Origin of the sequence: Thiohalobacter sp. IOR34 (assembly GCF_030406045.1) — a bacterium.
Lineage (GTDB): Bacteria > Pseudomonadota > Gammaproteobacteria > Thiohalobacterales > Thiohalobacteraceae.
Genome location: NZ_CP128988.1, coordinates 599988 through 625579, shown reverse-complemented (window position 1 = coordinate 625579; position 25592 = coordinate 599988). Strand labels below are relative to the sequence as shown.

General features: G+C 67.1%; 28 protein-coding genes. 18 read left to right on the top strand and 10 right to left on the bottom strand.

The features are described from left to right. Nucleotides 1-146: 146 nt before the first annotated feature. From QVG61_RS02975 to QVG61_RS02965, 3 genes are all read right to left on the bottom strand, one after another. Nucleotides 147-2489, bottom strand: coding sequence for a mechanosensitive ion channel domain-containing protein (locus QVG61_RS02975; RefSeq protein WP_289931842.1), 2343 nt, complete (start codon nucleotides 2487-2489; stop codon nucleotides 147-149). Nucleotides 2490-2822: 333 nt separating this feature from the next. Then, nucleotides 2823-3587, bottom strand: coding sequence for a LysM peptidoglycan-binding domain-containing protein (locus tag QVG61_RS02970; RefSeq protein WP_289931841.1), 765 nt, complete (start codon nucleotides 3585-3587; stop codon nucleotides 2823-2825). Between the two features lie 303 nt (nucleotides 3588-3890). Continuing rightward, nucleotides 3891-4184 (bottom strand): DUF4398 domain-containing protein, encoded by a 294-nt coding sequence (locus QVG61_RS02965; protein ID WP_289931840.1) that lies wholly within the window; start codon nucleotides 4182-4184, stop codon nucleotides 3891-3893. A gap of 287 nt (nucleotides 4185-4471) precedes the next feature. Here QVG61_RS02965 and arsC point away from each other — a divergent pair, with 287 nt between their 5' ends. From arsC to QVG61_RS02950, 3 genes are read left to right on the top strand one after another with little or no spacing between them, the layout of a single operon-like run. Further along, entirely contained in the window at nucleotides 4472-4825 is a 354-nt protein-coding gene (gene arsC / locus QVG61_RS02960; RefSeq protein ID WP_289931839.1) for an arsenate reductase (glutaredoxin), read from the top strand. Continuing rightward, complete coding sequence (gene wrbA, locus QVG61_RS02955; protein ID WP_289931838.1) at nucleotides 4825-5424, top strand: NAD(P)H:quinone oxidoreductase; 600 nt, start codon at nucleotides 4825-4827, stop codon at nucleotides 5422-5424. The genes arsC and wrbA overlap by 1 nt, the downstream gene beginning before the upstream one ends. Next, nucleotides 5421-5765, top strand: coding sequence for a DUF2069 domain-containing protein (locus QVG61_RS02950; protein ID WP_289931837.1), 345 nt, complete (start codon nucleotides 5421-5423; stop codon nucleotides 5763-5765). Before wrbA ends, QVG61_RS02950 begins: the two co-directional genes overlap by 4 nt. A gap of 23 nt (nucleotides 5766-5788) precedes the next feature. On the opposite strand, the gene hda is transcribed toward QVG61_RS02950, so the two are convergent. The 4 genes from hda to QVG61_RS02930 are packed head-to-tail and all read right to left on the bottom strand — an operon-like array spanning nucleotide 5789 to nucleotide 9247. Beyond that, nucleotides 5789-6487: a DnaA regulatory inactivator Hda gene (gene hda, locus QVG61_RS02945; protein WP_289931836.1), complete on the bottom strand. Its 699-nt coding sequence runs from the start codon at nucleotides 6485-6487 to the stop codon at nucleotides 5789-5791. Next, on the bottom strand, nucleotides 6484-7554 hold the full coding sequence (locus QVG61_RS02940; RefSeq protein ID WP_289931835.1) for an AI-2E family transporter: 1071 nt from the start codon (nucleotides 7552-7554) through the stop codon (nucleotides 6484-6486). Before QVG61_RS02940 ends, hda begins: the two co-directional genes overlap by 4 nt. Then, entirely contained in the window at nucleotides 7551-8117 is a 567-nt protein-coding gene (locus tag QVG61_RS02935) for a CDP-alcohol phosphatidyltransferase family protein (RefSeq protein WP_289931834.1), read from the bottom strand. The genes QVG61_RS02940 and QVG61_RS02935 overlap by 4 nt, the downstream gene beginning before the upstream one ends. Before the next feature lie 41 nt (nucleotides 8118-8158). Next, nucleotides 8159-9247, bottom strand: coding sequence for a DUF2066 domain-containing protein (locus tag QVG61_RS02930; protein WP_289931833.1), 1089 nt, complete (start codon nucleotides 9245-9247; stop codon nucleotides 8159-8161). A 154-nt stretch (nucleotides 9248-9401) separates the two neighbouring features. Here QVG61_RS02930 and purM point away from each other — a divergent pair, with 154 nt between their 5' ends. From purM to QVG61_RS02915, 3 genes are all read left to right on the top strand, one after another. Further along, nucleotides 9402-10442: a phosphoribosylformylglycinamidine cyclo-ligase gene (gene purM, locus QVG61_RS02925; protein ID WP_289931832.1), complete on the top strand. Its 1041-nt coding sequence runs from the start codon at nucleotides 9402-9404 to the stop codon at nucleotides 10440-10442. Between the two features lie 116 nt (nucleotides 10443-10558). Continuing rightward, nucleotides 10559-11242: a phosphoribosylglycinamide formyltransferase gene (purN, locus tag QVG61_RS02920; protein WP_289931831.1), complete on the top strand. Its 684-nt coding sequence runs from the start codon at nucleotides 10559-10561 to the stop codon at nucleotides 11240-11242. Between the two features lie 471 nt (nucleotides 11243-11713). Beyond that, on the top strand, nucleotides 11714-12463 hold the full coding sequence (locus QVG61_RS02915) for a DUF3108 domain-containing protein (protein ID WP_289931830.1): 750 nt from the start codon (nucleotides 11714-11716) through the stop codon (nucleotides 12461-12463). 27 nt (nucleotides 12464-12490) lie between these two features. On the opposite strand, the gene QVG61_RS02910 is transcribed toward QVG61_RS02915, so the two are convergent. The 3 genes from QVG61_RS02910 to apbC all read right to left on the bottom strand — a co-directional run bounded on the left by QVG61_RS02910 (nucleotide 12491) and on the right by apbC (nucleotide 14668). Then, the gene (locus QVG61_RS02910) at nucleotides 12491-12823 is read right to left on the bottom strand and encodes a DUF5335 domain-containing protein (protein ID WP_289931829.1); all 333 of its coding nucleotides are present in this window, start codon (nucleotides 12821-12823) and stop codon (nucleotides 12491-12493) included. A gap of 104 nt (nucleotides 12824-12927) precedes the next feature. Further along, a complete protein-coding gene (dcd, locus tag QVG61_RS02905; RefSeq protein WP_289931828.1) occupies nucleotides 12928-13494 on the bottom strand; it encodes a dCTP deaminase in 567 nt (188 codons plus the stop codon). Nucleotides 13495-13582: 88 nt separating this feature from the next. Beyond that, nucleotides 13583-14668, bottom strand: a complete 1086-nt coding sequence (apbC, locus tag QVG61_RS02900) for an iron-sulfur cluster carrier protein ApbC (RefSeq protein WP_289931827.1) — start codon at nucleotides 14666-14668, stop codon at nucleotides 13583-13585. Between the two features lie 229 nt (nucleotides 14669-14897). Here apbC and metG point away from each other — a divergent pair, with 229 nt between their 5' ends. The 12 genes from metG to QVG61_RS02840 all read left to right on the top strand — a co-directional run bounded on the left by metG (nucleotide 14898) and on the right by QVG61_RS02840 (nucleotide 25575). Beyond that, nucleotides 14898-16922 (top strand): methionine--tRNA ligase, encoded by a 2025-nt coding sequence (metG, locus tag QVG61_RS02895; RefSeq protein ID WP_289931826.1) that lies wholly within the window; start codon nucleotides 14898-14900, stop codon nucleotides 16920-16922. Nucleotides 16923-16997: 75 nt separating this feature from the next. Further along, nucleotides 16998-17579: an electron transport complex subunit RsxA gene (gene rsxA, locus QVG61_RS02890; protein WP_289931825.1), complete on the top strand. Its 582-nt coding sequence runs from the start codon at nucleotides 16998-17000 to the stop codon at nucleotides 17577-17579. 39 nt (nucleotides 17580-17618) lie between these two features. Continuing rightward, nucleotides 17619-18200 carry an electron transport complex subunit RsxB gene (rsxB, locus tag QVG61_RS02885; protein WP_289931824.1) on the top strand — a complete coding sequence of 194 codons (582 nt, stop codon included), beginning with the start codon at nucleotides 17619-17621 and terminating at the stop codon, nucleotides 18198-18200. Beyond that, entirely contained in the window at nucleotides 18197-19792 is a 1596-nt protein-coding gene (gene rsxC / locus QVG61_RS02880) for an electron transport complex subunit RsxC (protein WP_289931823.1), read from the top strand. The genes rsxB and rsxC overlap by 4 nt, the downstream gene beginning before the upstream one ends. Continuing rightward, nucleotides 19792-20832: an electron transport complex subunit RsxD gene (rsxD, locus tag QVG61_RS02875; RefSeq protein WP_289931822.1), complete on the top strand. Its 1041-nt coding sequence runs from the start codon at nucleotides 19792-19794 to the stop codon at nucleotides 20830-20832. Before rsxC ends, rsxD begins: the two co-directional genes overlap by 1 nt. Beyond that, the gene (gene rsxG, locus QVG61_RS02870) at nucleotides 20829-21488 is read left to right on the top strand and encodes an electron transport complex subunit RsxG (protein WP_289931821.1); all 660 of its coding nucleotides are present in this window, start codon (nucleotides 20829-20831) and stop codon (nucleotides 21486-21488) included. Before rsxD ends, rsxG begins: the two co-directional genes overlap by 4 nt. Further along, nucleotides 21481-22170, top strand: coding sequence for an electron transport complex subunit E (locus tag QVG61_RS02865; RefSeq protein WP_289931820.1), 690 nt, complete (start codon nucleotides 21481-21483; stop codon nucleotides 22168-22170). Before rsxG ends, QVG61_RS02865 begins: the two co-directional genes overlap by 8 nt. A gap of 49 nt (nucleotides 22171-22219) precedes the next feature. Next, the gene (gene nth / locus QVG61_RS02860; RefSeq protein WP_289931819.1) at nucleotides 22220-22858 is read left to right on the top strand and encodes an endonuclease III; all 639 of its coding nucleotides are present in this window, start codon (nucleotides 22220-22222) and stop codon (nucleotides 22856-22858) included. Between the two features lie 4 nt (nucleotides 22859-22862). After that, complete coding sequence (locus QVG61_RS02855) at nucleotides 22863-23297, top strand: DUF1841 family protein (protein WP_354671175.1); 435 nt, start codon at nucleotides 22863-22865, stop codon at nucleotides 23295-23297. A 179-nt stretch (nucleotides 23298-23476) separates the two neighbouring features. Then, the gene (locus QVG61_RS02850; protein WP_289931818.1) at nucleotides 23477-23902 is read left to right on the top strand and encodes a hypothetical protein; all 426 of its coding nucleotides are present in this window, start codon (nucleotides 23477-23479) and stop codon (nucleotides 23900-23902) included. 16 nt (nucleotides 23903-23918) lie between these two features. Further along, on the top strand, nucleotides 23919-24812 hold the full coding sequence (locus QVG61_RS02845) for a DUF692 domain-containing protein (protein ID WP_289931817.1): 894 nt from the start codon (nucleotides 23919-23921) through the stop codon (nucleotides 24810-24812). Further along, nucleotides 24805-25575, top strand: coding sequence for a putative DNA-binding domain-containing protein (locus QVG61_RS02840; protein ID WP_289931816.1), 771 nt, complete (start codon nucleotides 24805-24807; stop codon nucleotides 25573-25575). The genes QVG61_RS02845 and QVG61_RS02840 overlap by 8 nt, the downstream gene beginning before the upstream one ends. Nucleotides 25576-25592 lie beyond the last annotated feature (17 nt).

The window sequence follows — 25592 nt, the reverse complement described above, 5'->3', positions numbered from 1 at the left end:
GGCACGCAAATGGGCACCTGAGCGGCGGCCGCGCGGGGAGATCGCGGCCTGGAGGCCGCTCCTACCTTCTGGATTCTGAATTCCGGATTCTGGCTTCCATACCGGCGCTTTGCGCCGCATCGCGGCCCGGAGGCCGCTCCTACCCTCTAGCTTCCGGCTTCTGGCGGAGACGGCCAGTCGCGCACATGCACATCGCGCTGCGGGAAGGGGATCTCGATGCCCGCCTCGCGGAAGGCGGCATCGATGGCGAAATTCAGGTCACTGATCACCCGCAATCGCTTGTCGATATCGTAGATGAAGCAGCGCAGCTCGAAGTCCAGGGAGCTGTCGCCGAAGGCCCGGAACAGCACCCGCGGCTCCGGCGAACTGCCATCGGTGATCACCCCCGGGTGTTCCGCGGCGACCCGTTCCAGGATGGCCTTCACCTGCTGGGTGTCGCTGCCGTAGGCGACCCCGACCGGGATCCGCGCCCGGCCGCGTGCGTCGTACAGCATCCAGTTGGTCACCTGGTTGGAGATCAACTCCGAGTTGGGAACGATGACGTCGGCCCGGTCGAAGGTCTGGATCTGGGTGGAACGGATGCGGATGCGCTTGACGTAGCCCTCGGTATTGCCGACCACGATCCAGTCACCGGTCTTCACCGGCCGCTCGAAGAGCAGGATCAGGCCGGAGACGAAGTTGTTGACGATGTTCTGCAGGCCGAAGCCGATACCCACCGAGAGGGCGCCGGCGATGATCGCCAGATTCTTGAACTCGAAGCCGGCCACGCCGAGTCCGACCACCAGGGCCAGTGCGATCATCACATAGCCACTGATGGTGACCAGCGCCTCGCGCGCACCGCGGTCCATGCGTGCCTTCTGCAACCAGCGGTGTTCCATGCGGTTGCGCACCCAGCCGCTCAGGGCGAACAGCACGGCAAAGGAAAGCAGGGCGGCAAGGATACGCAGCGGCACGATCTCCAGGGAGCCGATCTCGAAACCCTGGACCAGCAGTACGCGCAGCTGCTGCAGGGTGGTGTCCGACACCCCCCACAGGCCGAGCACCGCATAGGCCCCGAGCCCCCACAGCAGCAGGGTGGTGATCAGCCGCAGCCAGACCAGGCCGGGAAAGGGTGCCTCGGGCACCAGACCCAGGGCGTGGCGCAGGCGTCGGGCCCAGGGGCTGTGGCCCTCATCGAGATTGTCGTAGAGATCACGCAGCAGATAGGCCAGAAAGACAAGCAAGCCGAACGCCAGCAGACTGCCAAGCAGCACCCGCAGCGCCGCCACCGACAGGTTGCGATAGCCCAGCCACTCGGCGGCCAGCGCACCGAGCAGCACCAGATAGATCAGCAGGCTGAACCAGCGCATGTCCGCCAGCCGCGGCAGGCGCAGCACCAGCCACAGCGCCCACATGAGATTGAGCACCAGCACGGCGGCGAACAGCGCCCGCGCCAGCAGGATCGCCGGTTCCGGCAGGCTCTGGGCAAACAGGGTCGCGAACAGCAGATAGCCGACGAAGGCCAGGGCCAGCAACACCTTGAGGCGTCGTGCCAGAGCTCGCGCCAGGGCCGCATCGAGCGGCAGGAACAGCCGCGCCGGCGGCGGCGGGGCAAGGAAGAAGCGGATCAGCACGATGCCGAGAAAATACACGGGCATGGCGTAGCCGAGCAGGCTGACGAAGGGGATCGGCCTCTGGCCACCGGTGACGGCCAGGGCCAGACCGGCGGCCGCCAGCCCGGCGAGCAGCTGGGGCGCATAGTGGCCCAGGCTGCCGAGCAGGGCACGCAGCGCCTCGCTGGAGAGGCCGCTGTCCCAGCCGGCATGCTGCAACAGCCGCCGCGTCTGATGGCGCAACAGGGCGCCGACGGCCGTCGCCAGCAACAGCGCGCCCAGCAACAGCCCCCAGTCGCCGCGATCGAACTGGCGGACACCGCTGTGTTCACGCAGGAAGTCGAGGGTGGCGGCCAGCCAGGCGGCCGGCTGCTTCCAGTTGTCGAGCAGCAGCACCAGCACGTTCGGCCCCTTGGCGAACAGGTGGCGCGCCAGCAAGGCCTTGAGCCGCTGCGACACCAGCTGCTTCAGCTCGGCACTGCGCAGCACCAGCAGACGACAGGTGGCCAGCCGCTGATCCAGGGCCTGGATGCGCTGCTTCAGCTCCCGGCGCTTGCGCGCCACCTCCGCAGCCTCGCCCTTGACCGGCTCGCCGAGACTGGCCAGGTCCTCGCTCATCTGTTGGCGGGCCTGCTCGCCCTCGCTGACGCAGGCCTCGGCCAGGGGGGCACCGACGCTGATCTGCGCCAGCCAGTCGCGCAACTGCGCCTCCTCCAGGCTGCGCGCGCGCAGGCCACGCTCGATCGTCTTCAGCTGGGCGGCATAGTCCTTGAGCGGCGTCGTGTCGGCACGCAGCGGAGCGGCCGCGAGCAGGGCCAGGATCAGCAACAGGGGTCCGGTCACCAGCCAGCGAAGCGACACGGGGAAGGGGGGTGGACTGTGAAGAGGTGACGCCATCAGGGTCCCGGCCAGCCTGGAGTGCCCTTCATTCTGACACAGAACGGGGATCGGGTAACCGCGCCATCGGCCTGGCACGGGCCCGCTGCCGGGAGGCGGCATCCTGAGCACAGCGGGGTGAAGGGGTCGCGGTCAGCCGGCCGCGGCAAATGTGGGGGGCATCACGCCCGCCGGGGATCCCGCCCGATCGCGGCCTGGAGGCCGCTCCTGCCATTGCGCCGGCGTGTCCTGTAGGAGCGGCCTCCAGGCCGCGATGGCCTAGCTAGCCCGGATATTGCGCCAGGGACGGGCCGCCTTGGTGCAATATCCGGGCTGGAAGAGGAAGACCGGGCCTCAACGCACCCGCAGGCCGCCCAGATAGGCGCGATCCGATTCCTCGACCACACCCAGCGACCAGGCACCACGGGTCTTGGCGTGGTTGATCGCGGCATCCACCTCGGCGGCAGAGGGGTTGCGGTCGATGGAGAAGTTCTGACCGGGATAGATCAGGTCGGCATCCTTGATCTTGTCGCTGTTGGCCTTGTAGATCAGCGGCCACTGATAGGGGTTGTTGTAGATGTCGGGCTTGCCGGAGATGGCCCACAGGCTGTCACCCTTGACCACCGTGTACTGGATGCTGGCCGCTGCCAGCTCGGCCTCCAGCTTGCTGAGGATGTCATAGGCACGCTTGCCTTCGGCAGCCAGTACTGCAGCCGTGCCTGCCTCCAGGGCCTGCTTCTGCTCGGCGCTCAGGCCGCTCATGTTGCGCAGCTTGCCCAGCAGGGTCTTGGCCTGCTCCAGATAGTACTGGTTGACGGCCAGCCGCGCCTGGTCACGTGCCTTGTTGGCCAGCTTGATGGCCTTGGCCTCGTCACCCGCCTTGGCAGCCGCCTCGGCCTGCTTGAGGAACTTGCCGGTATCGCGCCAGATCCAGTCCAGCGCCTTGGCATCCTTGATGGCGGCACGCGCACTGTCCAGCGCCTGGGTCACAGCGGCGCTGGGACCGGCTGGCTGTACCGCCTCGGCAGCCTCCTGCTTGGGTTGGCCGGCACAACCGACGACCAGGCCAAGCGCCAGAACGGAAATGGAAAGATACTTGGCGGGGCGTGCATATTTCATGCTGATCATCTCCACGTGATGGTTCTGTTATTGATCCCGCGAACAGGCCGCGAAACAGTTGTAACTTGTCTATGGGCGAGAGCTGTGCCGACCGTACCCCCGGCCCGGCAGAATGTCAATCTGGGTCATTGACTTAGCCGGCATCCCCCTCGGAGAGTGCACAACCGGTCACACTTTCTATTAGCCCTTGGCAAGGAGACCGACCCTTGCTGGCGGGCCGCGCCTTGTCCCGGAACAGGCCCGAAGCCCTGAACACGGCATATTCGGTTGCCGGGTTAATATAGGACGCCGGCGGTCTGGCGATTATTCCGTCGCCTGCCGACCGAGCGCATCGAGCCGCGCCTCGATGGCCGCCTGGCGTGCCTGATCGGCATCCCGCCGCGCCGCCCGGTAGTCCCCGTGCTGCAGGGCCAGCTCGGCCTGCTCCAGCAGCCGGCGGGCCCGCGCCAGCGAAGCGGGCGCGCGCTGCATCGCGCCGGCCTGCTCGGCCGCCTCGATGGCCTGACGGGCGTCGCTCATCTCCTGCACCGGCGCAGAGACACAGCCGGCCAGAACCAGCAGCAGGGTGGCTATCAGAAGACGCAGAGGGGACGGCATGGCAGGGAAACGGACAGCCATTTCATGCTGAAAAGGAAGAAGTGGTCGGCATCGGCGGAAACTAGCACCTGCCGCCGCCGGGGGTCAAGGCATCCCCCGCCACCGACCCGGCCGGCATGGCCATGCCCCGCCGATGCCGGTCGTGCATGGCCTCGCCACCCTGTATTGCGCATCGAAGCTCATCCACAGGAACCGCCTTGGCGCAATATGCGGCTATAATCCCTCACCGCTCTGCCCCGATGGCAACTGCCGGGCCAGGGCCTCGCCAACCCGCGGAGAACCGTCACATGCACGATAAGGTCGTCATCTACCACAATCCTCGCTGCAGCAAGTCGCGCCAGACACTGCAGTTGCTCCGGGAACGGGGGATCGAACCCGAGGTGGTCGAATACCTGAAGACCCCGCCCAGCCCCGCCGAGCTGAAGGAGATCCTCGAGCGCCTGGGTCTGGAACCGCGCCAACTGATGCGCCGCAAGGAGGCCGAATACCGCACCAGCGGTGCCGACGACGAGTCTCTGGACCAGGCGCAGCTGATCCGCATCCTGCACGAGCATCCCAAACTGATCGAGCGGCCCATCGTGCTCGCCGCCGGGCGGGCGGCCATCGGCCGGCCGCCGGAACAGGTCCTGGAGATCCTCTGATGGCCGAGATCCTGGTGCTCTATTACAGCCGTCACGGCGCCACCGCCGACATGGCCCGGCTCATCGCCCGCGGCATCGAACAGGTAGCGGGCATGCAGGCCCGGCTGCGAACCGTACCCGAGGTATCGACGGTATGCGAGGCGGTGGAGGACGAGATCCCGGCCGCCGGCCCACCCTACGCCACCCTGGACGACCTGCGCGAATGTGCCGCCCTGGCGCTCGGCAGCCCGACCCGCTTCGGCAACATGGCCGCGCCGCTCAAGCACTTTATCGACAGTACCAGCAGCCTGTGGCTGGAAGGTGCCCTGATCGGCCGCCCGGCGGCGGTGTTCACCTCCACCTCCAGCCTGCACGGCGGCCAGGAGACCACGCTGATCAGCATGATGCTGCCCCTGCTGCATCACGGCATGCTGCTCCTCGGTCTGCCCTACAGCGAGACCGACCTGCTGCACACCAGCAGCGGCGGCACGCCCTACGGCCCCAGTCACCTGGCCGGCACCGACAGCTCGCTGCCGCTCAGCGATGCGGAACAGCGCCTGTGCCGCGCCCTCGGACAGCGCCTGGCCGAGACCACGGCGCGGCTGCAAGGCCGGCCGTGAACCGCAGGCGTGCCGCACTGGCCGCGGTGCTGAGCGGCGAGCTCGGCATCCTCGCCCTGCTGGTGCTCTGGTACGGCTGGCTGTCACCCTCGCCACGGCTGCCCGCCGCCTTCGTGCTGCTGCTGCTCGGCGGCCCCCTGCTGCTGCCCCTGCGCGGCCTGCTGCATGGCCGGCGCTACACCGTGAAATGGAGCCTGTTCCTGGCCCTCGGCTATTTCACCCATGGCGTGCTGGAGGCCTACAGCACCCCGGCCGACCGCTGGCTGGCGCTGCTCGAGATCGGCCTCAGCCTGCTCTGGTTCGTCGGCGGCATCCGCTACGTGCGCGACACCCGGCCCTGAGCGGCAGCGCCGTCCGGCGGCCCTCAGTCGCCCTCCGCTCGCGGAGGCTCCAGCACCGCCTTGACGAAGGGCACCGTCAGCCGCCGCTGGGCGACCAGCGAGGCCCGGTCCAGCTCCTCCAGCAGTGCCCCCAGCACCGTCAGATCGCGCGGCCAGCGGCGGATCAGATAGCGGCCGACCTCCTCCGGCAGCTCCAGCCCGCGGGCCGCGGCGTGCAGGCGCAGGGCCTCGATGCGCCCGGCATCGTCCAACGGCTTGAGGCCGTAGACCAGCCCCCAGCCGAGGCGTGACACCAGATCCGGCAAGCCCAGGCCGATACGCTCGGGGCGGTCGCCGGCGGCAGCCAGCAGTCGGCCGCCACCTTCCCGGACGCGGTTGAAGAGATCGAACAGGGCACGCTCCCAGTCCGCCTCGCCGGCCACCGCCTCCAGCTCGTCGAGACACACCAGACCGCTGTGCTCCACGCCGTCCAAGGCCCCGACGCCCAACGGGCACAGGCTGGCCAGTGGCAGGTAGACGGCCTCGCCGGCCGCCCGGCAGGCGGCCTGCAGCAGATGGCTGCGACCGCTGCCGGGCGCCCCCCAGAGATAGAGGCCGCCGCCCTCCTCGCCGCTCGCCAGGCGGCGCACGGCTGCCACGGCCTCGGCGTTCGGACCGGGATGGAAGGTCTCGAAACGGGCCTGGCCTGAGAGGCGGATGCCCAGCGGCAGTTGCCGGCTCATGGTGTGCCGTCACCCCGGGGGGCATAGAGATCGCTGGCCAGGTAGTGGCGGTGGAGATGGCGCAGCAGCACCATGATCGCCGCCGCCACCGGCAGCCCGAGCAGCACGCCGACGAAACCGAACAGCTGGCCACCGGCGAGCACGGCGAAGATCACCGCCACCGGGTGCAGGCCGATGCGGTCGCCGACCAGCCAGGGGGTGAGCAGAAAGGATTCCAGCAACTGGCCGACACCGAACACCGCCAGCACCCCGAGCACCGGCGCGAACTCGTGGAACTGCACCAGGGCCGCGCCACCGGCCGCGAGGATGCCGATGATGAAGCCCAGGTAGGGCACGAAGCTGACCATGCCGGCCAGCATGCCGAAGAACAGCGCCAGATCGAGCCCGACCAGCCAGAGCCCGGTCGCATAGACACAGCCCAGGGCCAGCATGACCATGAACTGGCCTCGCAGAAAGGCGCCCAGCACCTCGTCCACCTCCCGTGCCAGCCGCACCAGTTGCGGCTCCAGGTGGCGCGGCAGCATCGCCCGGATGTGCTCCAGCATCCGGTCCCAGTCACGCAGCAGATAGAAGCTGACCACCGGGATCAGCACCAGGTTGGCCAGCCAGCCGGCCAGCGCCATGCCGGAGGTGGACACCGCCCGCATCAGGGTCGCGGCCAGGCCGCCGGCCTGGGTCCAGTAGGCGGCCAGCGCCTGCTTCAGGCGGACGGTGTCCAGCAGCTGGTCGGGCTCCAGACCCAGCCAGGCACCGAGCCCCGGCAACAGACGCTGCTGCAGCCAGTCGATGTAATCCGGCAGACGGTGCACGAAGGTCGTCACCTGGTTCTCCAGCGCCGGGATCAGGAACAGCAGCAGCCCCAGCACCACCAGCAGCATGGAAATGAACACCAGGCTTACCGCCAGGGCACGCGGCATGTACCGCTCCAGGCGGTCGGCCACCGGATCACCGAGATAGGCGAACAGGGCCGCGGTGAGAAAGGGTGCCAGCACCGGCGCCAGCAGATAGACCAGCCAGCCAGCGAGCAGCAGACCGGCCAGCCACAGCCATTGCTGCGAGGTGGTCATTGAGCCCCCCCCGTGCCATGCCTCTTGTTCCAGGCCCGCCAGCCCCAGGTCCAGACGTAGTCGATGCCGCTCAGCAGGGTGGTCGCCAGCACGGAATAGACCAGCACCGCCAGCCAGCTTTCCGGCAGGGCGGCGATCCCCCGGTCATAGAGCACCGCCAGCACCAGCAGGATCTGACTCAGGGTGTTGAGCTTGCTGATGATGCTCGGCTCGGCGATGAGCCGCTCGACCCGGAAGTGGTAGGCCAGGGCACCCGCGAGAATGATCAGGTCGCGCAACACCACCACGATCACCAGCCAGAGGGGAATGACCCCCAGCCAGCCGAGGGTGACGAAACAGGAGACCAGCAGGAACTTGTCGGCCAGCGGATCGAGCAGCCCCCCGATGCGGCTGGTCCAGCCGTAGTGCTTGGCGAGGAAACCATCCACCCCATCGGAGACCCCCGCCACCAGAAACAGCAACAGCGCCGCCGCAAAACGCCCCTCGAGGAGCAGCCAGACCACAGGCGGCACCAGCAGGAAGCGCATGACGGTGATCATGTTCGGGATGTCGCGTGCCCGCATCGCAGTTCCCCCTCCGCCCGGCAGTACCCCGGCCCCTGCCCTCAGGGCAGCAGCCGATAGGCCGCGACGCTCCCCTCGCCGGGCACGGGTGCCAGCACCTCACCCGCCGCCACCAGCCGAGTCAGCTGGCCGGGGTCGCCGTCCAACTCGAGCCGGAGTTCGAGACGGTCCGCCTCGACCCGCAGCAGACGCAGGCCGCGCACCGGGGCCAGGCCCTCCAGGTAGCGTCGCACCCGGGCATAGCCCTGCAGGCTGTCGACCCCCTCCACGCGCAGCGACAGTCGCCCGCTGCCGGTGGCCAGGGAACGCACCGCCAGGCGCAGGGCCAGCTGGTCGGCCAACGTCGACAGCCCCCCCGCAACCGCCTCGCCGAGGCTGATGCCGTCGCTCTGCCATTGCTGCACCCCACCCTGGAAACGCAGCGTCCAGCGCCCCGTCCAGCTGGCGGGTGCCAGCTGCCGCACCCGCCCGATGAGGATCACCGGCGCGGCATAGCGCGCTGAGGCCGCGACCACCTGATCGAGGAAACCGCCCCAGACGTCGGTGAAACGCACCCGGGCCTGGTCCTCGAGATCGAGCAACGGGAAGAGCAGGGGCAGACCGCGCTGCTCGGCCAGGGTCTCGACCGCCACGCCTATCTCCGGAGAACTGTCGGCAGCCGCCAGATAACGCCGGCCGGGCTCTTCCACCGCCAGCCAGAGCAGCACCGCGGGCCGCTCCCGGCCCCACAGCGGGATGCCACGCCGGCGCAGCTGCTCCTCCAGCGCGGCACCGTCGAAATGGACCTCCAGACGCAGCTCGGGGGGCAGCTCCTCGCCGGCCGGCGGCTGCAGCCGATAGCGGAACTGCTGCACATAGCGGCCGGGTTCGCGCAGCAGGGCCTCGGTGCCACCCAGCAGCTCGGGGCGGCGCTCGCCAGTCAGGCGCACCAGCAACTGGCGCATGGCTTCGCCGAGGGCCGTCTGGCGCGCCTCCGGGCTGCGGTCCGCCACCGGCAAAGCGACATCGAACAGCCGCTCCAGGGTGACCGCGCGGGCGGCCGGCAGCAGGCCGGCCAGGAGACAGGCCAGCAGCAGCAGGACGGCACCACGCCGGAGCGGGGCCGGGAACACGGAAAACGCAGGCGACATGAAAAAGCTTCCCAAAAGGCGGACCTCGACCGCTCGCTTGGATTATCATGCACGGACCGCCAGGCCGGTCCCGGGGCCGCGCACCCGCGCTAAAATAGCACAGATTCCCCGGCGACGGCCGCGCCGTCCACCGCCAACAGAACTGGAGCCGTCAGTGACTTCCGAACAATCAGGTCCCTCCCTCAGCTACCGGGACGCCGGCGTCGACATCGATGCCGGCAACGAGCTGGTCGAACGCATCAAGCCGGCTGTGAAAGCCACCCACCGTCCCGGCGTGCTGGGCGGCCTCGGCGGCTTCGGCGGCCTGTTCGAGCTACCCCTCGACCGCTACCGCCAGCCGGTGCTGGTCTCGGGCACCGACGGCGTCGGCACCAAGCTGAAACTGGCCATCGACAGCGGCCAGCACGATGGTATCGGCATCGATCTGGTCGCCATGTGCGTCAACGACATCGTGGTCACCGGTGCCGAACCGCTGTTCTTTCTCGACTACTATGCCACCGGCCGGCTGGAACTGGAGGTCGCCAGCCGCGTCATCCAGGGCATCGCCGAGGGCTGCCGCCGGGCCGGCGCGGCGCTGATCGGCGGCGAGACCGCCGAGATGCCGGGCATGTACGGCGAGGGTGACTACGACCTGGCCGGCTTCTCGGTGGGCGTGGTGGAAAAGGAGCGGCTGATCGACGGCAGCCGGGTGGCGCCCGGAGATACCCTCATCGGTCTGGCCTCCAGTGGCCCGCATTCCAACGGCTATTCGCTGATCCGCAAGATCCTCGAGGTCAGCGGCGCCGGCCTCGACCTGCCGCTGGGCGACAGTACCCTGGGCGCGGCCCTGCTGGCACCGACCCGCATCTACGTCAAGCCCCTGCTCGAACTGTTCGAGAGCATCGAGGTGCACGCCCTGGCCCACATCACCGGTGGCGGCCTGCCGGAGAACCTGCCGCGGGTGCTGCCCAAGGGCTGCCGGGCGCGGATCGAGGCATCGAGCTGGCAGCGGCCGGCGGTGTTCGACTGGCTGCAGACGCAGGGCAAGGTGGCGGCCGCCGAGATGTACCGTACCTTCAACTGCGGGGTCGGCATGGTGCTCGCCGTCGCCGCGGCCGACGCCGAGACGGCCATCGACCAGCTCAACGCTGCAGGCGAGACGGCCTGGCGGATCGGCGAGATCGTTCCCGGCGACGGCGAAGTCCAGATTCTGTAAAGGAGAATTGGCCACGGAATCCACGGAAATGTTTATTGCGGCGCACGCGCTACGCGCGGCGCCGTGAATACAAAACACTTTTCCGTGGATTCCGTGGGTTCCGTGGCTATTCGAACATGAGCGACGACAAAGAAAAGTGTCCCATCGTGATCCTGATCTCGGGGCGCGGCAGCAACCTGCAGTCGATCATCGATGAAGCCGCCAGCGGCAGGCTGCCGGTGGAGATCCGCGCCGTGATCAGCAACCGGGCGGACGCCGCCGGTCTGGAGCGGGCCCGCGCCGCCGGCATCGAGACCCGGGTCCTGGAACATGGGGGCTTTGCCGACCGGGAGGCCTATGACCGGGCGCTGGCCGAGCTGATCGACAGCTACCATCCTGCTCTGGTGGTGCTGGCCGGCTTCATGCGTATCCTCTCCCCCGCCTTCGTGCGCCACTACCGCGGGCGGCTGCTGAACATCCATCCCTCACTGCTGCCGCGCTTCCGCGGCCTCGACACCCACCGCCGCGCCCTGGAGGCCGGCGAGACCGAGCACGGTGCCAGCGTGCACTTCGTCACCGAGGAGCTGGACGGCGGGCCGGTGTTCCTGCAGGTGGTGGTGCCGGTCCGGCCGGGCGACGACCCCGAGCGGCTGGCGGCGCGGGTGCTGGAACAGGAACACCGTCTCTACCCGGAGGCCATCCGCTGGTTCGCCGAGGGACGCATCCGCCTGGATGACGGCGAGCGCCTGCTGCTGGACGGGAAACCGCTGCACGAGGCGGCACGGCTTGCCGCAGAGCAGGAGCTGGGGGCTAGGAGCTAGCAGCCTGTCGGACTCAGGACTGATCTACTGCGCGGGTGGGAGAGCGGCCCGAATCTCCCCGATTTCTCGTTGCGTAGTGCCCACTATGCGCCTCGAAATCGTGAAGATTCGTTCTCGTTCTCCCACCCTGCTCGCTACGATCGCCTAAGTCCGACAGGCTGCTAGCCCGGATATTGCACCAGGGCGGCGCGCATGAAGGGGGTTCGTGCTGTAATACAGGGACGATATGGCCATGAAAGGCCCCTTGGGCGGGTTACATGTACCTGTACGATTGACTCCGAGCATCGCGGCCTGGAGGCCGCTCCTACGGGGCGTGGCGGCACAATATGTTGTAGGAGCGGCCTCCAGGCCGCGATTGGTGTGGTGTTAAAGCCCTAGCCCGCATATTGCACCAAGGGTTGGAGCGTTCAGCCCGGATTCAGCCCGGCTGCGGCAGTATGGCAGCATCCACGGGTCACCTCTGGGGACGACATGCGAGACAACCGACTTCCCGCCCTCTTCAACCTGCTGGCCGGTGTCCTGCTGGCCCTGCTCGCCCCCCTTCAGGCGGTCCGCGCGGAGAGCGAGCTGCGCCCCTTCGAGGCGGTCTACCGACTGAAGGTCAACCGGCTGACGATCGGCGAACAGCGGCTGCAGCTGGAGCGGCTCGGCGATGGGCGCTATCGCCTCAGCTCGCACACCCGCCCGATCGGCATCGGCATCCTGTTCCGCAGCGACCGGCTGAGCGAGAGCAGTGAATTCGAACTGCTGGACGGCCGGCTGCGACCGATCGAGTATCGCTTCGACCGCAGCGGCGGTCGCAAGGAACGCCATGCCCGGCTCAGCTTCGACTGGGCACAGGGCCAGGTCACCAACGACGTCGCCGGCCATGCCTGGAGGATGGACATTCCCCCCGGAACCCTGGACAAGCTGTCGGTCCAGCTGGCGCTGATGCTCGATCTGCAGCAGGAACGGCGCGAGCTGCGTTACGCCATCGCCGACGGCGGCCGACTCAAGACCTTCGAGTTCCGCATTATCGGGGAGGAGAGTGTCCGGCTACCGGGCGGCGACTACCCCGCAATCAAGCTGCAGCGGCTGCGCAAGGACCAGGACCGCACCACCTATCTGTGGTGCGCCCCGGCGCTCGGCTACCTGCCGGTCCAGCTGGAGCAGATCGAGCACGAGGACGGGCTGGTCTACCTCAGCCAGCTCACGGCCTTCCGCTTCACGGATGGCGAATGAAGGCCGGCGGGAGGGTGCGCTGCCCGTTCAGGGGGCCGGCAGCCGCAGCGGGGCCTTGAGCTGAACGATGTGCTTGTGGCCGTCGGCGTCGACCACCTCCAGAGAGCGCAGCCCCTCGGCCGGATCCTCATCGACGTAGATCTCCCGCGGCTGGCGGATCAGATGATCCAGGCCGGAGACCGCCACCTCGACGACATCGTCCTTGGGGTCATAGTCGATGCCGATGAACAGCGCCCGGTCCGCCTCGAGCTGATCACCGATGTCCAGCCCGGCCACCTCGATCTCGGCCTGTTCCGTGCCCAGCCCCCGGGCGATGCGGTCGAAATAGGCCTTCCACTCGTTCTGTTCCAGTTTTCTCATGAGCCTGACTCCCTCTGACTGCACAATGACCATGCACGGGACGGCCATCCGTCCCTCCGTGTTCAGGGAGATGGGGGCAGTGGCGGACAAATCAACGCCGGGGCTCAGGCCTTGGGCAGGGTGACCCCGGTCTGTCCCTGGTACTTGCCGGAACGGTCACCGTAGGAGGTGTCGCAGACCTCGTCGGACTCGAAGAACAGCACCTGGGCCACACCCTCGTTGGCGTAGACCTTGGCCGGCAGGGGGGTGGTGTTGGAGAACTCCAGGGTGACGTGCCCCTCCCACTCAGGCTCCAGCGGGGTGACATTGACGATGATGCCGCAGCGGGCATAGGTCGACTTGCCGAGACAGACGGTGAGCACGCTGCGCGGGATGCGGAAATACTCCACGGTGCGCGCCAGGGCGAAGGAGTTGGGGGGGATGATGCAGACGTCGGACTTGACGTCGACGAAGCTGTCCTCGGAGAAGTTCTTGGGATCGACGACGGCCGAGTTGATGTTGGTGAAGATCTTGAATTCGTCCGCGCAGCGGATGTCGTAGCCGTAGCTGGAGGTACCGAAGGAGATCACCCGCTCGCCGTGCAGCTCGCGCACCTGATTCGGCTCGAAGGGCTCGATCATCCCCTCCTGCTCCGCCATGCGGCGGATCCATTTGTCGGACTTGATGGACATCAGTTGGTGGTCGATATAGCCACGAAACCCACGAAAGAACACGAAAACATGTTCAGTCTTTTCGCGGGTTTCGTGGCCAGCATCCCAATCAGTTGTTCTGGATCACGATCTTGGGGAACTTGGCCGCGTAGTTCTTGGCCTGCTGCGACAGCTTGGCCGCGGTGCGGCGGGCGATGTCCCGGTAGATCTGGGCGATACGGCTGTCCGGCTCGGCGACCACGGTCGGCTTGCCGGAATCGGTCTCCTCGCGGATGCGGATGTCCAGCGGCAGGGCGCCGAGGAAGTCGACGTCGTACTGCTCGGCCATGCGCTCGCCACCGCCCTCGCCGAAGATGTGTTCCTCGTGACCGCAGTTGGAGCAGATGTGGATGCTCATGTTCTCCACGATGCCCAGCACCGGCACCTCGACCTTCTCGAACATCTTCAGGCCCTTGCGTGCGTCGAGCAGGGCGATGTCCTGGGGCGTGGTGACGATCACCGCGCCCGAGACCGGCACCTGCTGGGCCAGGGTCAGCTGGGTGTCGCCGGTACCCGGCGGCAGGTCGATGACCAGGTAGTCGAGATCGTCCCAGTTGGTGTCGCCCAGCAGCTGCTGCAGGGCCTGGGTCACCATGGGCCCGCGCCAGATCATCGGCGTCTCCTCGTCGACCAGGAAACCGATGGACATGGCCTGGATGTGGTAGCTGACCAGCGGTTCCAGGGTCTTGCCATCCCTGGATTCCGGCTTGCCGGAGATACCGAGCATCCGCGGCTGGCTGGGACCGTAGATGTCGGCGTCCAGCAGGCCGACCTTGGCGCCCTCGGCGGACAGCGCCAGGGCCAGGTTGACGGCGGTGGTGGACTTGCCGACGCCGCCCTTGCCGGAGGCCACGGCGATGATGTTCTTGATGCCCTTGATCGGCTCCACGCCCTTCTGCACGGCGTGGGCGACGATGTTGCTGCTGACCTCGACCTGCACCTCGTCGACGCCCTCCAGGGCGGCGACCTGCTCCTTCAGCTTGGCGGCCAGCTCGTCCCGATAGCCCTCGGCAGGGAAGCCCAACACCACGTCGACGCTGACCTTGCCGCCATCGACCTTGATGTCCTTGATGCACTTGGCGCTGACCAGATCCTTGTCCAGGTAGGGATCGATGTACGCCTTGAGTGCGGACTCAACCTGGGATACTTCTGCCATGATTCTGAACCTCCGAAAGACTTTGAGAGCGCCGGCGGTGCGCGATGGATGGCACCCGGCCGGCGGCAAAACTGACCGCGCATTGTACACAAATTCCCGTTGCGCTGCCCGCAGGCGGCCCCGGCGGGGCCATGAGGCGGGCTAATATGGCATAATCGCGTTCTTTCCGCGCTATAACCCAGAAACTACACGGTTTTCACGACAGATCAGACGCTTGCCAAGGATACCCATGAGCGATTCGAGCCGTACCCTCCTCGTCACCAGCGCCCTGCCCTATGCCAACGGGCCGATCCACATCGGCCACCTGGTGGAATACATCCAGACCGATATCTGGGTGCGCTTCCAGAAGCTGCGCGGCCACCGCTGCCACTACGTCTGCGCCGACGACGCCCACGGCACGCCGATCATGCTCCGCGCCCAGGCCGAGGGCATCACCCCGGAAGCGCTGATCGAGCGGGTCGGCCGCGAACACCGCGCGGACTTCGCCGATTTCCACATCGGCTTCGACAACTACCACAGCACCCATTCCGCGGAGAACCGCGAGCTGGCCGAGACCATCTTCGAGCGGCTGCGCGAGGGCGGCCACATCAGCACCCGCACCATCACCCAGCTCTACGATCCGGAGAAGGGCATGTTCCTGCCGGACCGTTTCATCAAGGGCGAATGCCCGCGCTGCGGCGCCGCCGACCAGTACGGCGACTCCTGCGAGGCCTGCGGCGCGACCTACTCGCCGACCGAGCTGAAGAACCCGGTGTCGGCCATCTCCGGCGCCACCCCGGTGGAAAAGGAATCGCTGCACTACTTCTTCCGCCTGCAGGACTTCCACGACATGCTGCGCGAATGGACCCGCGCCGGCCACCTGCAGGAAGAGGTCCGCAACAAGCTCGGCGAATGGTTCGAGGAGGGCCTGCGCGAATGGGACATCTCGCGCGATGCCCCCTATTTCGGCTTCCGCATCCCCGGCACCGAGGACAAGTACTTCTACGTCTGGCTGGACGCCCCGATCGGCTACATGGCCAGCTTCAAGAACCTCTGCGAGCGCGAGGGGATCGACTTCGACGAATACTGGAAACCCGGCAGCGAGGCCGAGCTGTATCACTTCATCGGCAAGGACATCATCTACTTCCACGCCCTGTTCTGGCCGGCCATGCTGCACGGCGCCGGTTTCCGTACCCCCAGCGCCATCTTCGCCCACGGCTTCCTCACCGTGGACGGCAAGAAGATGTCCAAGTCGCGCGGCACCTTCATCAAGGCCCGCACCTACCTCGACCACCTGAATCCCGAATACCTGCGTTACTACTTCGCCGCCAAGCTCGGCTCCGGCATCGACGACATCGACCTCAACCTCGAGGACTTCGTCCAGCGCGTGAACAGCGACCTGGTCGGCAAGGTGGTCAACATCGCCAGCCGCTGCGCCGGTTTCATCAACAAGCGCTGCAAGGGACGGCTCAGCGATTCCCTGCCCGACCAGGAACTGTACGACACCTTCGTGCGCGCCGGCGAGGAGATCGCCCGCCTCTACGAGGCCCGCGAGTTCGGCCATGCCATGCGCGAGATCATGACCCTCGCCGACCGCGCCAACCAGTACATCGACGAGCAGAAGCCCTGGGTGCTGGCCAAGCAGGAGGGGCGCGAGGCCGAGGCCCAGGCGGTCTACAGCCAGGGACTGAACCTGTTCCGCGTGCTCATGACCTACCTGGCGCCGGTGCTCCCGGCGATGGCAGAAAACGTCAAGGATTTCCTGAATATCCCACCGATGACCTGGGTCAATATCGGCGAACCGCTGAACGGCCATACTATCGCCCCGTTCCGGCCGCTGATGACCCGGGTCGAGGAATCGGCCATCGAGGCCATGCTGGCGGCCTCCCGCGAGAGCCTGGAGGCGACACCGGCCCCGGCCTCTGCGCCGGCGCCCGAACCCATCGCCCCCGAGATCGGCTTCGAGGACTTCGCCAGGATCGACCTGCGGGTGGCGCGGATCGTCCGTGCCGAGCAGGTGGAGGGCGCCGACAAGCTGCTGCGCCTGACCCTGGACCTGGGCGGGGAGACACGCAACGTCTTCGCCGGCATCAAGTCTGCCTATGACCCCGAGGCTCTCGAGGGCCGGCTGACGGTGATGGTCGCCAACCTGGCGCCGCGCAAGATGCGCTTCGGTGTCTCCGAGGGCATGGTGCTGGCCGCCGGCCCGGGTGGCAGCGAGCTGTTCATCCTCAGCCCGGATGCCGGCGCCGAACCTGGCATGCGCGTCAAGTAGGGATCGCTGCAGCAGGTGAATAACATCAGATTCCATGACCTGTTATTGGACAACGGTTGGCTGTAACCTCGCTACATGGCTGAATACGCGCTCATCCTGATCAGCACCATCCTGGTCAACAACTTCGTGCTGGTGAAGTTTCTCGGCCTGTGCCCTTTCATGGGCGTGTCGCGCAAGCTGGAGACGGCCATGGGCATGGGGCTGGCCACCACCTTCGTGCTGACCCTGTCCTCGGTGTGCAGCTATCTGGCCAACGAATACCTGCTCGCCCCGCTGGGCCTGGAGTACCTGCGCACCATCACCTTCATCCTGGTGATCGCCGTGGTGGTGCAGTTCACCGAGATGGTGGTGCACAAGACCAGCCCGGTGCTCTACCAGGTGCTGGGCATCTTCCTGCCGCTGATCACCACCAACTGCGCGGTACTCGGCGTGGCCCTGCTCAACACCCAGGAACAGCATGGCTTCCTGCAGTCGGCGGTGTACGGCTTCGGCGCCGCGGTCGGCTTCTCGCTGGTGCTGGCCCTGTTCGCTGCGGTGCGCGAGCGGGTCACCGCGGCCGACGTGCCGCTGCCCTTCCAGGGCGCCTCCATCGCGCTGATCACCGCCGGACTGATGTCCCTGGCCTTCATGGGCTTCTCCGGCCTGGTGAAGGGCTGAGCATGGGTCTGCCGCGCGAGCCGCTGCCCGGGGTGGTCCATGGCTGAGGTCCTGACCGCCATCCTCGCCCTCGGCATCCTGGCCGGGCTGTTCGGCCTGCTGCTCGGTTATTCAGCGATCCGCTTCCATGTCGAGTCCGACCCCATCGTCGACCAGATCGACGCCATCCTGCCGCAGACCCAGTGCGGGCAATGCGGTTTTCCCGGCTGCCGCCCCTATGCCGAGGCGATCGCCGCCGGCGAGGCCGACATCAACCGCTGCCCGCCGGGCGGCGAGACGGTGATCCGGGCCCTGGCCGACCTGCTCGGCCGTGACGTCAAGCCGCTGGACGAGGAACACGGTGAACACAAGGCCAAGGAGGTGGCGGTCATCGACGAGAGCCAGTGCATCGGCTGCACCCTGTGCATCCAGGCCTGCCCGGTGGACGCCATCCTCGGCGCCGCCAAGCACATGCACACGGTGATCGCCGAGGAATGCACCGGCTGCACCCTGTGCGTCGAGCCCTGTCCGGTGGACTGCATCCACATGGTGCCGGTGAAACGCGACATCAGCGAATGGCTGTGGCCCTCGCCGGAGGAACGGCGCATCGACATCGCCGCGGCCGGGGAGACGGGCGCATGAACCACGTCCTGCACCGCATCCATGGCGGTCTCCATCTGGAGGCGCACAAGGCGATCTCGACCCGTCATCCGGTCGTCGAGCTGCCGCCGCCGCAGCGGCTGCTGTTTCCCCTCCAGCAGCACATCGGCGAACCGGCCGAGCCCCTGGTGCAGCCTGGCGAACGGGTGCTGGCCGGGCAGATGATCGCCCGCGCCCACGGCTATGTCAGCGTGCCGGTCCATGCCTCCAGCTCCGGCACCGTGGTCGAGATCGCCGACTACCCGGTCCCCCATCCCTCCGGCCTCAGCGCACCCTGCATCGTCATCGACACCGACGGCCGGGACCAGTGGGTCGACCCCCAGCCGATCCCGGACTACCGCTCGCTCGATCCCAGCGAGCTGCGCAACCGCATCCGCGACGCCGGCATCGTCGGCCTCGGCGGTGCCGGCTTCCCCAGTTTCATCAAGATGAACCCCGGCCCCGACCGGCGCATCGAACTGCTGGTCATCAACGGCGCCGAGTGCGAGCCCTACATCACCTGCGACGACATGCTGATGCGCGAACAGCCGCAGGAGATCGTCGCCGGCATCGAGATCCTGCTGCACGCCCTGCAGGCCCCACGCTGCCTGATCGGCATCGAGGACAACAAGCCGCAGGCCATTGCCGCGCTGCGCGAGGCCAGCGCCGGCAGCGAGCGGATCGAAGTGGTGGAGGTGCCGACCCTCTACCCGACGGGTGGCGAACGGCAGCTGATCAAGATCCTCACCGGCCTCGAGGTGCCCTCGCAGGGTCTGCCGGCCGACATCGGCGTGGTCTGCCACAACCCCGGCACCGTCACCGCCATCCACGACGCCGTGCACCGCGGCCGCCCCCTGGTGTCGCGCATCGTCACCGTCACCGGCCAGGGGATACGCCAGCCGCAGAACCTGCGGGTGCGCATCGGCACGCCGATGCACGCCCTGGTCGAGCATTGTGGCGGCTATGCCGAGGAGGTGCACCGCCTGCTGATGGGCGGCCCGATGATGGGCTTCGCCCTGCCGCACGACGATCTGCCGGTGATCAAGACCTGCAACTGTCTCCTCGCCGCGACGCGCGAGGAGATGCCGCCACCGCCCGAGCCCCAACCCTGTATCCGCTGCGCCGAGTGTGCCAGCGTCTGCCCGGCCCAGCTGCTGCCCCAGCAGCTGTACTGGTACAGCCATACCCGGGATTTCGAACGGGTACAGGACTACAACCTGTTCGACTGCATCGAATGCGGCTGCTGCGCCTACGTCTGCCCCAGCCACCTGCCGCTGGTGCAGTACTACCGCTTCGCCAAGACCGAGATCTGGAACCAGGAACGCGAACGGCGCAAGGCGGACCTGGCCCGCCAGCGGCACGAGTTCCGCCAGGCGCGGCTGGAACGCGAGAAGCGCGAGCGCGCCGAACGCCTGCGCAAGAAGAAGAAGGCGGTGCAGGCCAAGGCCGGCGAGGCGGACAAGAAGGCGGCCATCCAGGCAGCGCTGGAGCGGGCCCGTGCCCGCAAGGCCGCCGCCGGCGGCACAGCCGGGACCGGCAGCGGCAACGCCGGGGAAGGGCACCGCAACGGCCAGCAACGGGACGACGACCACTGATGCAGTTCCACACCTACAGCTCACCCCACATCATCGGCCCCAACCGGGTCGACCGGCTGATGCGCCAGGTACTGCTGGCCCTGCTGCCGGGCTCGCTCTGTGCCTGGTGGTTCTTCGGCTGGGGCCTGGTGTTCAACCTGGCCATGGCCGGGGTCAGTTGCATCGCGGCCGAAGCCCTGATGCTGCGTCTGCGCCAGCGCCCGGCAGGATCGGTGCTGGGCGATGGCAGCGCCCTGCTGACCGGCGTGCTGCTGGGACTGGCGTTGCCTCCACTGGCCCCCTGGTGGATCCCGGTCATCGGCAGCCTGTTCGCCATCGTGGTTGCCAAGCAACTGTTCGGCGGCCTCGGCTACAACCCCTTCAACCCGGCCATGGTCGGCTATGTGGTGCTGATCATCTCCTTCCCGCGGGAGATGACCCTGTGGCCGATACCGGCCGGCCTCGACGGCCAGGGGCTGTCGTTCAGCGAGGCCGGACGCTGGGTGTTCGCCGGCCAGCTGCCGGCGAACCTCCAGCTCGATGCGCTGACCAGCGCCACGCCCCTCGATACCATCAAGACCCGCCTGGGGCTGGACTACACCATGAGTGAGATCACCGCGGCACCGATCTTCAGCAATCTCGGCGGCCGTGGCTGGGAATGGATCAATCTCGGCTATCTGGCCGGCGGCCTGTGGCTGCTGCGGCGACGCGCGATCCACTGGCAGATTCCGGCCGGCGTGCTGGGCGGCCTGTTCGGCATCGCCCTGCTGTTCTACCTGTTCGACCCGGACGCCTTCCCCTCGCCGCTGCTGCACCTTTTCAGCGGCGCGGCCATGCTCGGCGCCTTCTTCATCGCCACCGACCCGGTGACCGCCAGCACCACGGCGCGCGGCCGGCTGATCTATGGCGCCGGCATCGGCATCATCGTTTACGTCATCCGCACCTGGGGCGGCTACCCGGACGGCATGGCCTTCGCCGTGCTGCTGATGAACATGGCAGCGCCGACCATCGATCACTACACCCGCCCCCGGGTCTTCGGTGAACAGGGCCGCAAGCCGTGAACGCCCGGCAGATCGCCTTCACCGGCCTGTTCCTGTTCCTGTTCGCCGCCATTGGTGCGGGACTGGTGGCCTTCACCTACCAGTCGACCAAGGCGCGCATCGCCGCCAATGAACAGGCCGTGCTGCTGCGCAACCTGCACCAGATCATCAGCCCCGAGCGCCACGACAACGACCTGCTGAAGGACACCGTCGAGGTGCGCGACCCGGCCTTCCTCGGCACCCATGAGGAGGTCACCGTGTACCGCGCCTTCATGGGCGAACAGCCGGTGGCGGTGGTGATGACCCCGATCGCCCCCGACGGCTATGGCGGCGCCATCAAGCTGCTGGTCGGCATCGACGTCAACGGCCGGCTGATGGGCGTGCGGGTCCTGTCGCACCACGAGACACCGGGGCTGGGCGACCGCATCGAGACAGAGCGATCCGACTGGATCCTCGGCTTCACCGGCAGGTCGCTGAACGATCCGCCCGAGTCGAAATGGGCGGTCAAGCGTGACGGCGGCGTCTTCGATCAGTTCACTGGCGCCACCATTACCCCACGCGCCGTGGTGCGGGCGGTGAAACGCTGTCTGCTATACTTCCGCGAACACCGCGAGGAACTGTTCGCCCGTCCGCCGCGGACGGTCGGAGACGACGAGGAGGCAGACGAGGATGGCTGAACCTTCCGGCCGCGCCATCACCATCGACGGGCTCTGGAACAACAACCCGGCCCTGGTCCAGCTGCTTGGCCTGTGCCCGCTGCTGGCTGTCACTTCGACCACCATCAACGGCCTGGGGCTGGGGCTGGCCACCACCCTGACCCTGATTCTCTCCAACGTCATCGTCTCCCTGATCCGCAAGATCGTGCGCCCCGAGGTCCGCATCCCGGTCTTCGTGCTGGTCATCGCCTCCGCCGTGACCACCATAGAACTGGCGATGAACGCCTTCTTTCATGATCTGTACAACATCCTCGGCATCTTCATCCCGCTGATCGTCACCAACTGCTCGATCATCGGTCGCGCCGAGGCCTTTGCCTCCAAGCATGATGTCGGCCGCGCCTTCGTCGACGGCCTGGCCATGGGGCTCGGCTTCACCGCCGTGCTGGTCCTGCTCGGCAGCCTGCGCGAGCTGATCGGCCAGGGCACCCTGCTGTCGCACGCCCATCTGATGTTCGGCGAGCTGGCTCGCGGCTGGGCAGTGACCGTGATCGAGGACTACCGCGGTTTCCTGCTGGCGATCCTGCCGCCTGGCGCCTTCCTCGGCCTGGGACTGATCATCGCCGTGAAGAACATCATCGACCGGCGCCTGGAACAGCGGCGTTCCCCGGCAGCGAGCAGCGCCGCCCTGGAGAGCACGGCCTGAGACCCGCAGCACCGAGCCGGGGCGTTCCCCGAAACAGCTTCGTCCCTTCATGAACCAGCAGAAACGCATCGAGATCTTCCGCCGCCTGCGCGCAGCCAACCCACGGCCCACCACCGAACTCCATTACGAGAACGATTTCCAGTTGCTGGTCGCCGTCATCCTCTCCGCCCAGGCGACCGACAAGGGGGTCAACAAGGCGACCGAGGCCCTGTTCCGCAAGGTGAAGACCCCCGCCGACATGCTCAGGCTCGGCGAGGCCGGACTCAAGTCCCATATCAAGAGCATCGGCCTGTACAACAGCAAGGCGAAGAACATCATCGCCACCAGCCGCATTCTGCAGGAACGCTACGGCGGGCAGGTGCCCCATGACCGCACCGCCCTGGAATCCCTGCCCGGCGTAGGCCGCAAGACCGCCAACGTGGTGCTGAATACCGCATTCGGCGAACCCACCATTGCCGTCGACACCCACATCTTCCGCGTCGCCAACCGCACTGGCCTGGCCCCTGGGAAAACGGTGCTGGAGGTGGAGAGGAAGCTGCAGAGATTCGTGCCGGACGAGTTCAAACAGGACGCCCATCACTGGCTGATCCTGCTCGGCCGCTATATCTGCACGGCCCGCAAACCCAAATGCCAACAGTGCCCGATCGCCGATCTGTGCGATTACCGGCACAAGACCCAGACGGCTTGACCCCATGGTGTTCGGCACCAATCGCGATCAGCTGCGCCAGGTCTACTGCGAGGTATGGCGACGGCACCGCGAGGGCCAGCCACTGGCCGCACTCGATGCCCAGATCCTCGAGGTCATCCTCCAGCACCCCGAATACCATGCCCTGCTGGACGATCCGGAACAGGCGCTGGGCCGCGACTTCCGCCCGGAGGATGGCCAGAGCAACCCCTTCCTGCACATGGGAATGCACCTCGCCATCCGTGAACAGCTCGCCACCGACCGGCCAGCGGGTATCGGCCGGCGTTACCGGGAACTGCTGCCGGACTTCGCTGACCCACACCGCCTGGAACATGCCATGATGGAATGTCTGGGCCAGATCCTCTGGGAGGCCCAGCGCAGCGGCAGGGCACCCGATGACAGCCGCTACCTGCGCTGTCTGGACAGGCTGCCCCGCGGCTGAAGCATCTTGGAAATTACCGCCCCACCCGGCACCTGTGGAACCATCGACAGAGGCGGGGGGTCATAGAAACGGACAGCAGCACCGGTCCGATCCCGGATCAGCCCGCGCAAGCGGCAACCGACGCCCGGCCACAGCAGAACACCGGGTAACAACAAAGCAGAGAAATGGAGGCAAACATCATGTCCAATCGTCCCCTACCCAAGTCCCTCGCCCTGGCCCTCGGCGCCACCCTTGCCGGCTCCCTGGCGGCAGGCCCGGCCGCGGCCAGCGAGAATCCCTTCCAGGTCGAGGAATTGACCAGCGGGTACCTGGCCTCGAACGACAGCATGGAAGGCCGCTGCGGCCAAGGCAAATGCGGCGCCAGCATGATGAAGAAGAAATCGGAACATGCGGAGGAGAAGGCCGAATCCAGGATGAAAGAAGGCAAGTGTGGTGCCGGCATGAAGATGAAGTCCGAGTCCAAGATGAAGGAAGGCAAGTGCGGTGCCGGCATGAAGATGAAATCCGAGTCCAAGATGAAGGAAGGCAAGTGCGGTGCCGGCATGAAGATGAAGTCCGAGTCCAAGATGAAGGAAGGCAAGTGCGGCACCGGCATGACGAAGTGAATGCCGGCACTTGCCCGTGATCCCTGATACCTGTCTGCCAGAGGGCGCCGGGCTCGGTCTGCGGCGGACCCTGCTGGGTCCGCTCGCCGACCACCCTGCCCCGGCCATCGACTTCTTCGAGATCGCACCGGAAAACTGGATGGGCGTTGGTGGCCGATTCGGCAAGGCCCTGCGCGGCTTCACCGAACGTTATCCGTTTCTGGCCCACGGGCTGTCGCTCTCGCTCGGCGGGCCGGCCCCGCTCGACGAGGAATTCCTCGGCCGGCTCAAGGGCTTTATCGCCGAACACCGGATCCGACACTACAGTGAACACCTGAGCTACTGCAGCGACGACGGCCATCTCTACGACCTGATGCCCCTGCCCTTCACCGAAGAGGCGATCAGGCATGTCGCGGCCCGTATCCGCCGCACCCAGGAGATCCTGGAACAGGTCATCGCCATCGAGAACGTCTCCTACTACGCCACGCCTGGCAAGGAGATGGAAGAGATCGATTTCCTGCTCGCCGTACTCGAAGAGGCCGACTGCCAGCTGTTGCTCGATATCAACAACGTCTATGTCAACAGCATCAACCACGGTTACGATGCCGGGGCCTTCCTCGAGCGGATTCCCGGGGATCGCATCAGCTATCTGCACATCGCCGGGCATTACCGGGAGGACGAGGATCTGCTGATCGACACCCATGGCGCCGCCGTGGTCGATCCGGTATGGCGGCTGTTGGAGCAGGCCTATGCCCGCTTTGGCAACCTCCCGACCCTGCTGGAACGCGACTTCGACATACCCCCGCTGGAGGATCTGCTCGAGGAACTGGCGCGGATCCGCGCCCTGCAACAGGCCACGTTGCCTAGCACCAAGGCGGCTCGCATGAATGGGGTTCGAGCTGTAACACAGGGACGACGGGGCCATGGCTGACACCCTGGCCCTGCAAAAGGCCTTTGCGGCCCGCATCCGTGACCCCCGGCACAACCCCCTGCCGGCCGGCGTCGAGGCCCGCCGCATGCGCATCTATGAAGCGCTGTTCTTCAACAATCTGCAGGACTTTCTGGCCGGCACCCTGCCGGTGCTGCGCAGCCTGCTCGACGACGCGGCCTGGGAGGCACTGATCCGCGACTTTCTCGTCCGGCACCGTGCCAGCTCCCCCTATTTCCTCGACATCCCCCGCGAGTTCCTGCACTTTCTCGATCAGCAACGACCAGCCGACCCGCGGGATCCGCCCTTTCTCCGTGAGCTGGTCCACTACGAGTGGGTCGAACTCGCCCTGTCGGTGGCGGAGGCCAGCCAGCTTCCGGGGGAGGACCCGTCGGGCGACCTGCTCGAGGGCCGCCCCCGGCTCTCGCCACTGGCCTGGCCCCTCGACTACCGCTTCCCCGTGCATCGCATCGGCCCCGACTTCCAGCCACGGACAGCGCCCCCCGAGGCAACCCGGCTGCTGGCCTACCGCGATGCCGACGACGAGGTGCGTTTCCTGGAGCTGAACCCGGTCAGCGCCCGGCTCCGCGACCTGCTCGCCGCGAACGCGGAGAATGCCAGCGGCCGGCAACTGCTGCTGCGCATCGCCACAGAGCTACGGCATGAACGGCCTACCCGGCTCGTGGAATTCGGCCGGCAACTGCTCGAGGACTGGCGGCAACGCGGCATCCTGACAGGCAGCACCCGAGCCGCCGTTCAAGGCTGAGCCCAGGCGGACCGCTA

Coding starts and splice junctions, on each gene's coding strand:
- QVG61_RS02975 (WP_289931842.1), bottom strand. CDS start 2,489: ATGGCGTCACCTCTTCACAGTCCACCCCCCTTCCCCGTGTCGCTTCGC.
- QVG61_RS02970 (WP_289931841.1), bottom strand. CDS start 3,587: ATGAAATATGCACGCCCCGCCAAGTATCTTTCCATTTCCGTTCTGGCG.
- QVG61_RS02965 (WP_289931840.1), bottom strand. CDS start 4,184: ATGCCGTCCCCTCTGCGTCTTCTGATAGCCACCCTGCTGCTGGTTCTG.
- arsC (WP_289931839.1), top strand. CDS start 4,472: ATGCACGATAAGGTCGTCATCTACCACAATCCTCGCTGCAGCAAGTCG.
- wrbA (WP_289931838.1), top strand. CDS start 4,825: ATGGCCGAGATCCTGGTGCTCTATTACAGCCGTCACGGCGCCACCGCC.
- hda (WP_289931836.1), bottom strand. CDS start 6,487: ATGAGCCGGCAACTGCCGCTGGGCATCCGCCTCTCAGGCCAGGCCCGT.
- QVG61_RS02940 (WP_289931835.1), bottom strand. CDS start 7,554: ATGACCACCTCGCAGCAATGGCTGTGGCTGGCCGGTCTGCTGCTCGCT.
- QVG61_RS02935 (WP_289931834.1), bottom strand. CDS start 8,117: ATGCGGGCACGCGACATCCCGAACATGATCACCGTCATGCGCTTCCTG.
- QVG61_RS02930 (WP_289931833.1), bottom strand. CDS start 9,247: ATGTCGCCTGCGTTTTCCGTGTTCCCGGCCCCGCTCCGGCGTGGTGCC.
- purN (WP_289931831.1), top strand. CDS start 10,559: ATGAGCGACGACAAAGAAAAGTGTCCCATCGTGATCCTGATCTCGGGG.
- QVG61_RS02915 (WP_289931830.1), top strand. CDS start 11,714: ATGCGAGACAACCGACTTCCCGCCCTCTTCAACCTGCTGGCCGGTGTC.
- QVG61_RS02910 (WP_289931829.1), bottom strand. CDS start 12,823: ATGAGAAAACTGGAACAGAACGAGTGGAAGGCCTATTTCGACCGCATC.
- dcd (WP_289931828.1), bottom strand. CDS start 13,494: ATGTCCATCAAGTCCGACAAATGGATCCGCCGCATGGCGGAGCAGGAG.
- apbC (WP_289931827.1), bottom strand. CDS start 14,668: ATGGCAGAAGTATCCCAGGTTGAGTCCGCACTCAAGGCGTACATCGAT.
- metG (WP_289931826.1), top strand. CDS start 14,898: ATGAGCGATTCGAGCCGTACCCTCCTCGTCACCAGCGCCCTGCCCTAT.
- rsxA (WP_289931825.1), top strand. CDS start 16,998: ATGGCTGAATACGCGCTCATCCTGATCAGCACCATCCTGGTCAACAAC.
- rsxB (WP_289931824.1), top strand. CDS start 17,619: ATGGCTGAGGTCCTGACCGCCATCCTCGCCCTCGGCATCCTGGCCGGG.
- rsxC (WP_289931823.1), top strand. CDS start 18,197: ATGAACCACGTCCTGCACCGCATCCATGGCGGTCTCCATCTGGAGGCG.
- rsxD (WP_289931822.1), top strand. CDS start 19,792: ATGCAGTTCCACACCTACAGCTCACCCCACATCATCGGCCCCAACCGG.
- QVG61_RS02865 (WP_289931820.1), top strand. CDS start 21,481: ATGGCTGAACCTTCCGGCCGCGCCATCACCATCGACGGGCTCTGGAAC.
- nth (WP_289931819.1), top strand. CDS start 22,220: ATGAACCAGCAGAAACGCATCGAGATCTTCCGCCGCCTGCGCGCAGCC.
- QVG61_RS02855 (WP_354671175.1), top strand. CDS start 22,863: ATGGTGTTCGGCACCAATCGCGATCAGCTGCGCCAGGTCTACTGCGAG.
- QVG61_RS02850 (WP_289931818.1), top strand. CDS start 23,477: ATGTCCAATCGTCCCCTACCCAAGTCCCTCGCCCTGGCCCTCGGCGCC.
- QVG61_RS02840 (WP_289931816.1), top strand. CDS start 24,805: ATGGCTGACACCCTGGCCCTGCAAAAGGCCTTTGCGGCCCGCATCCGT.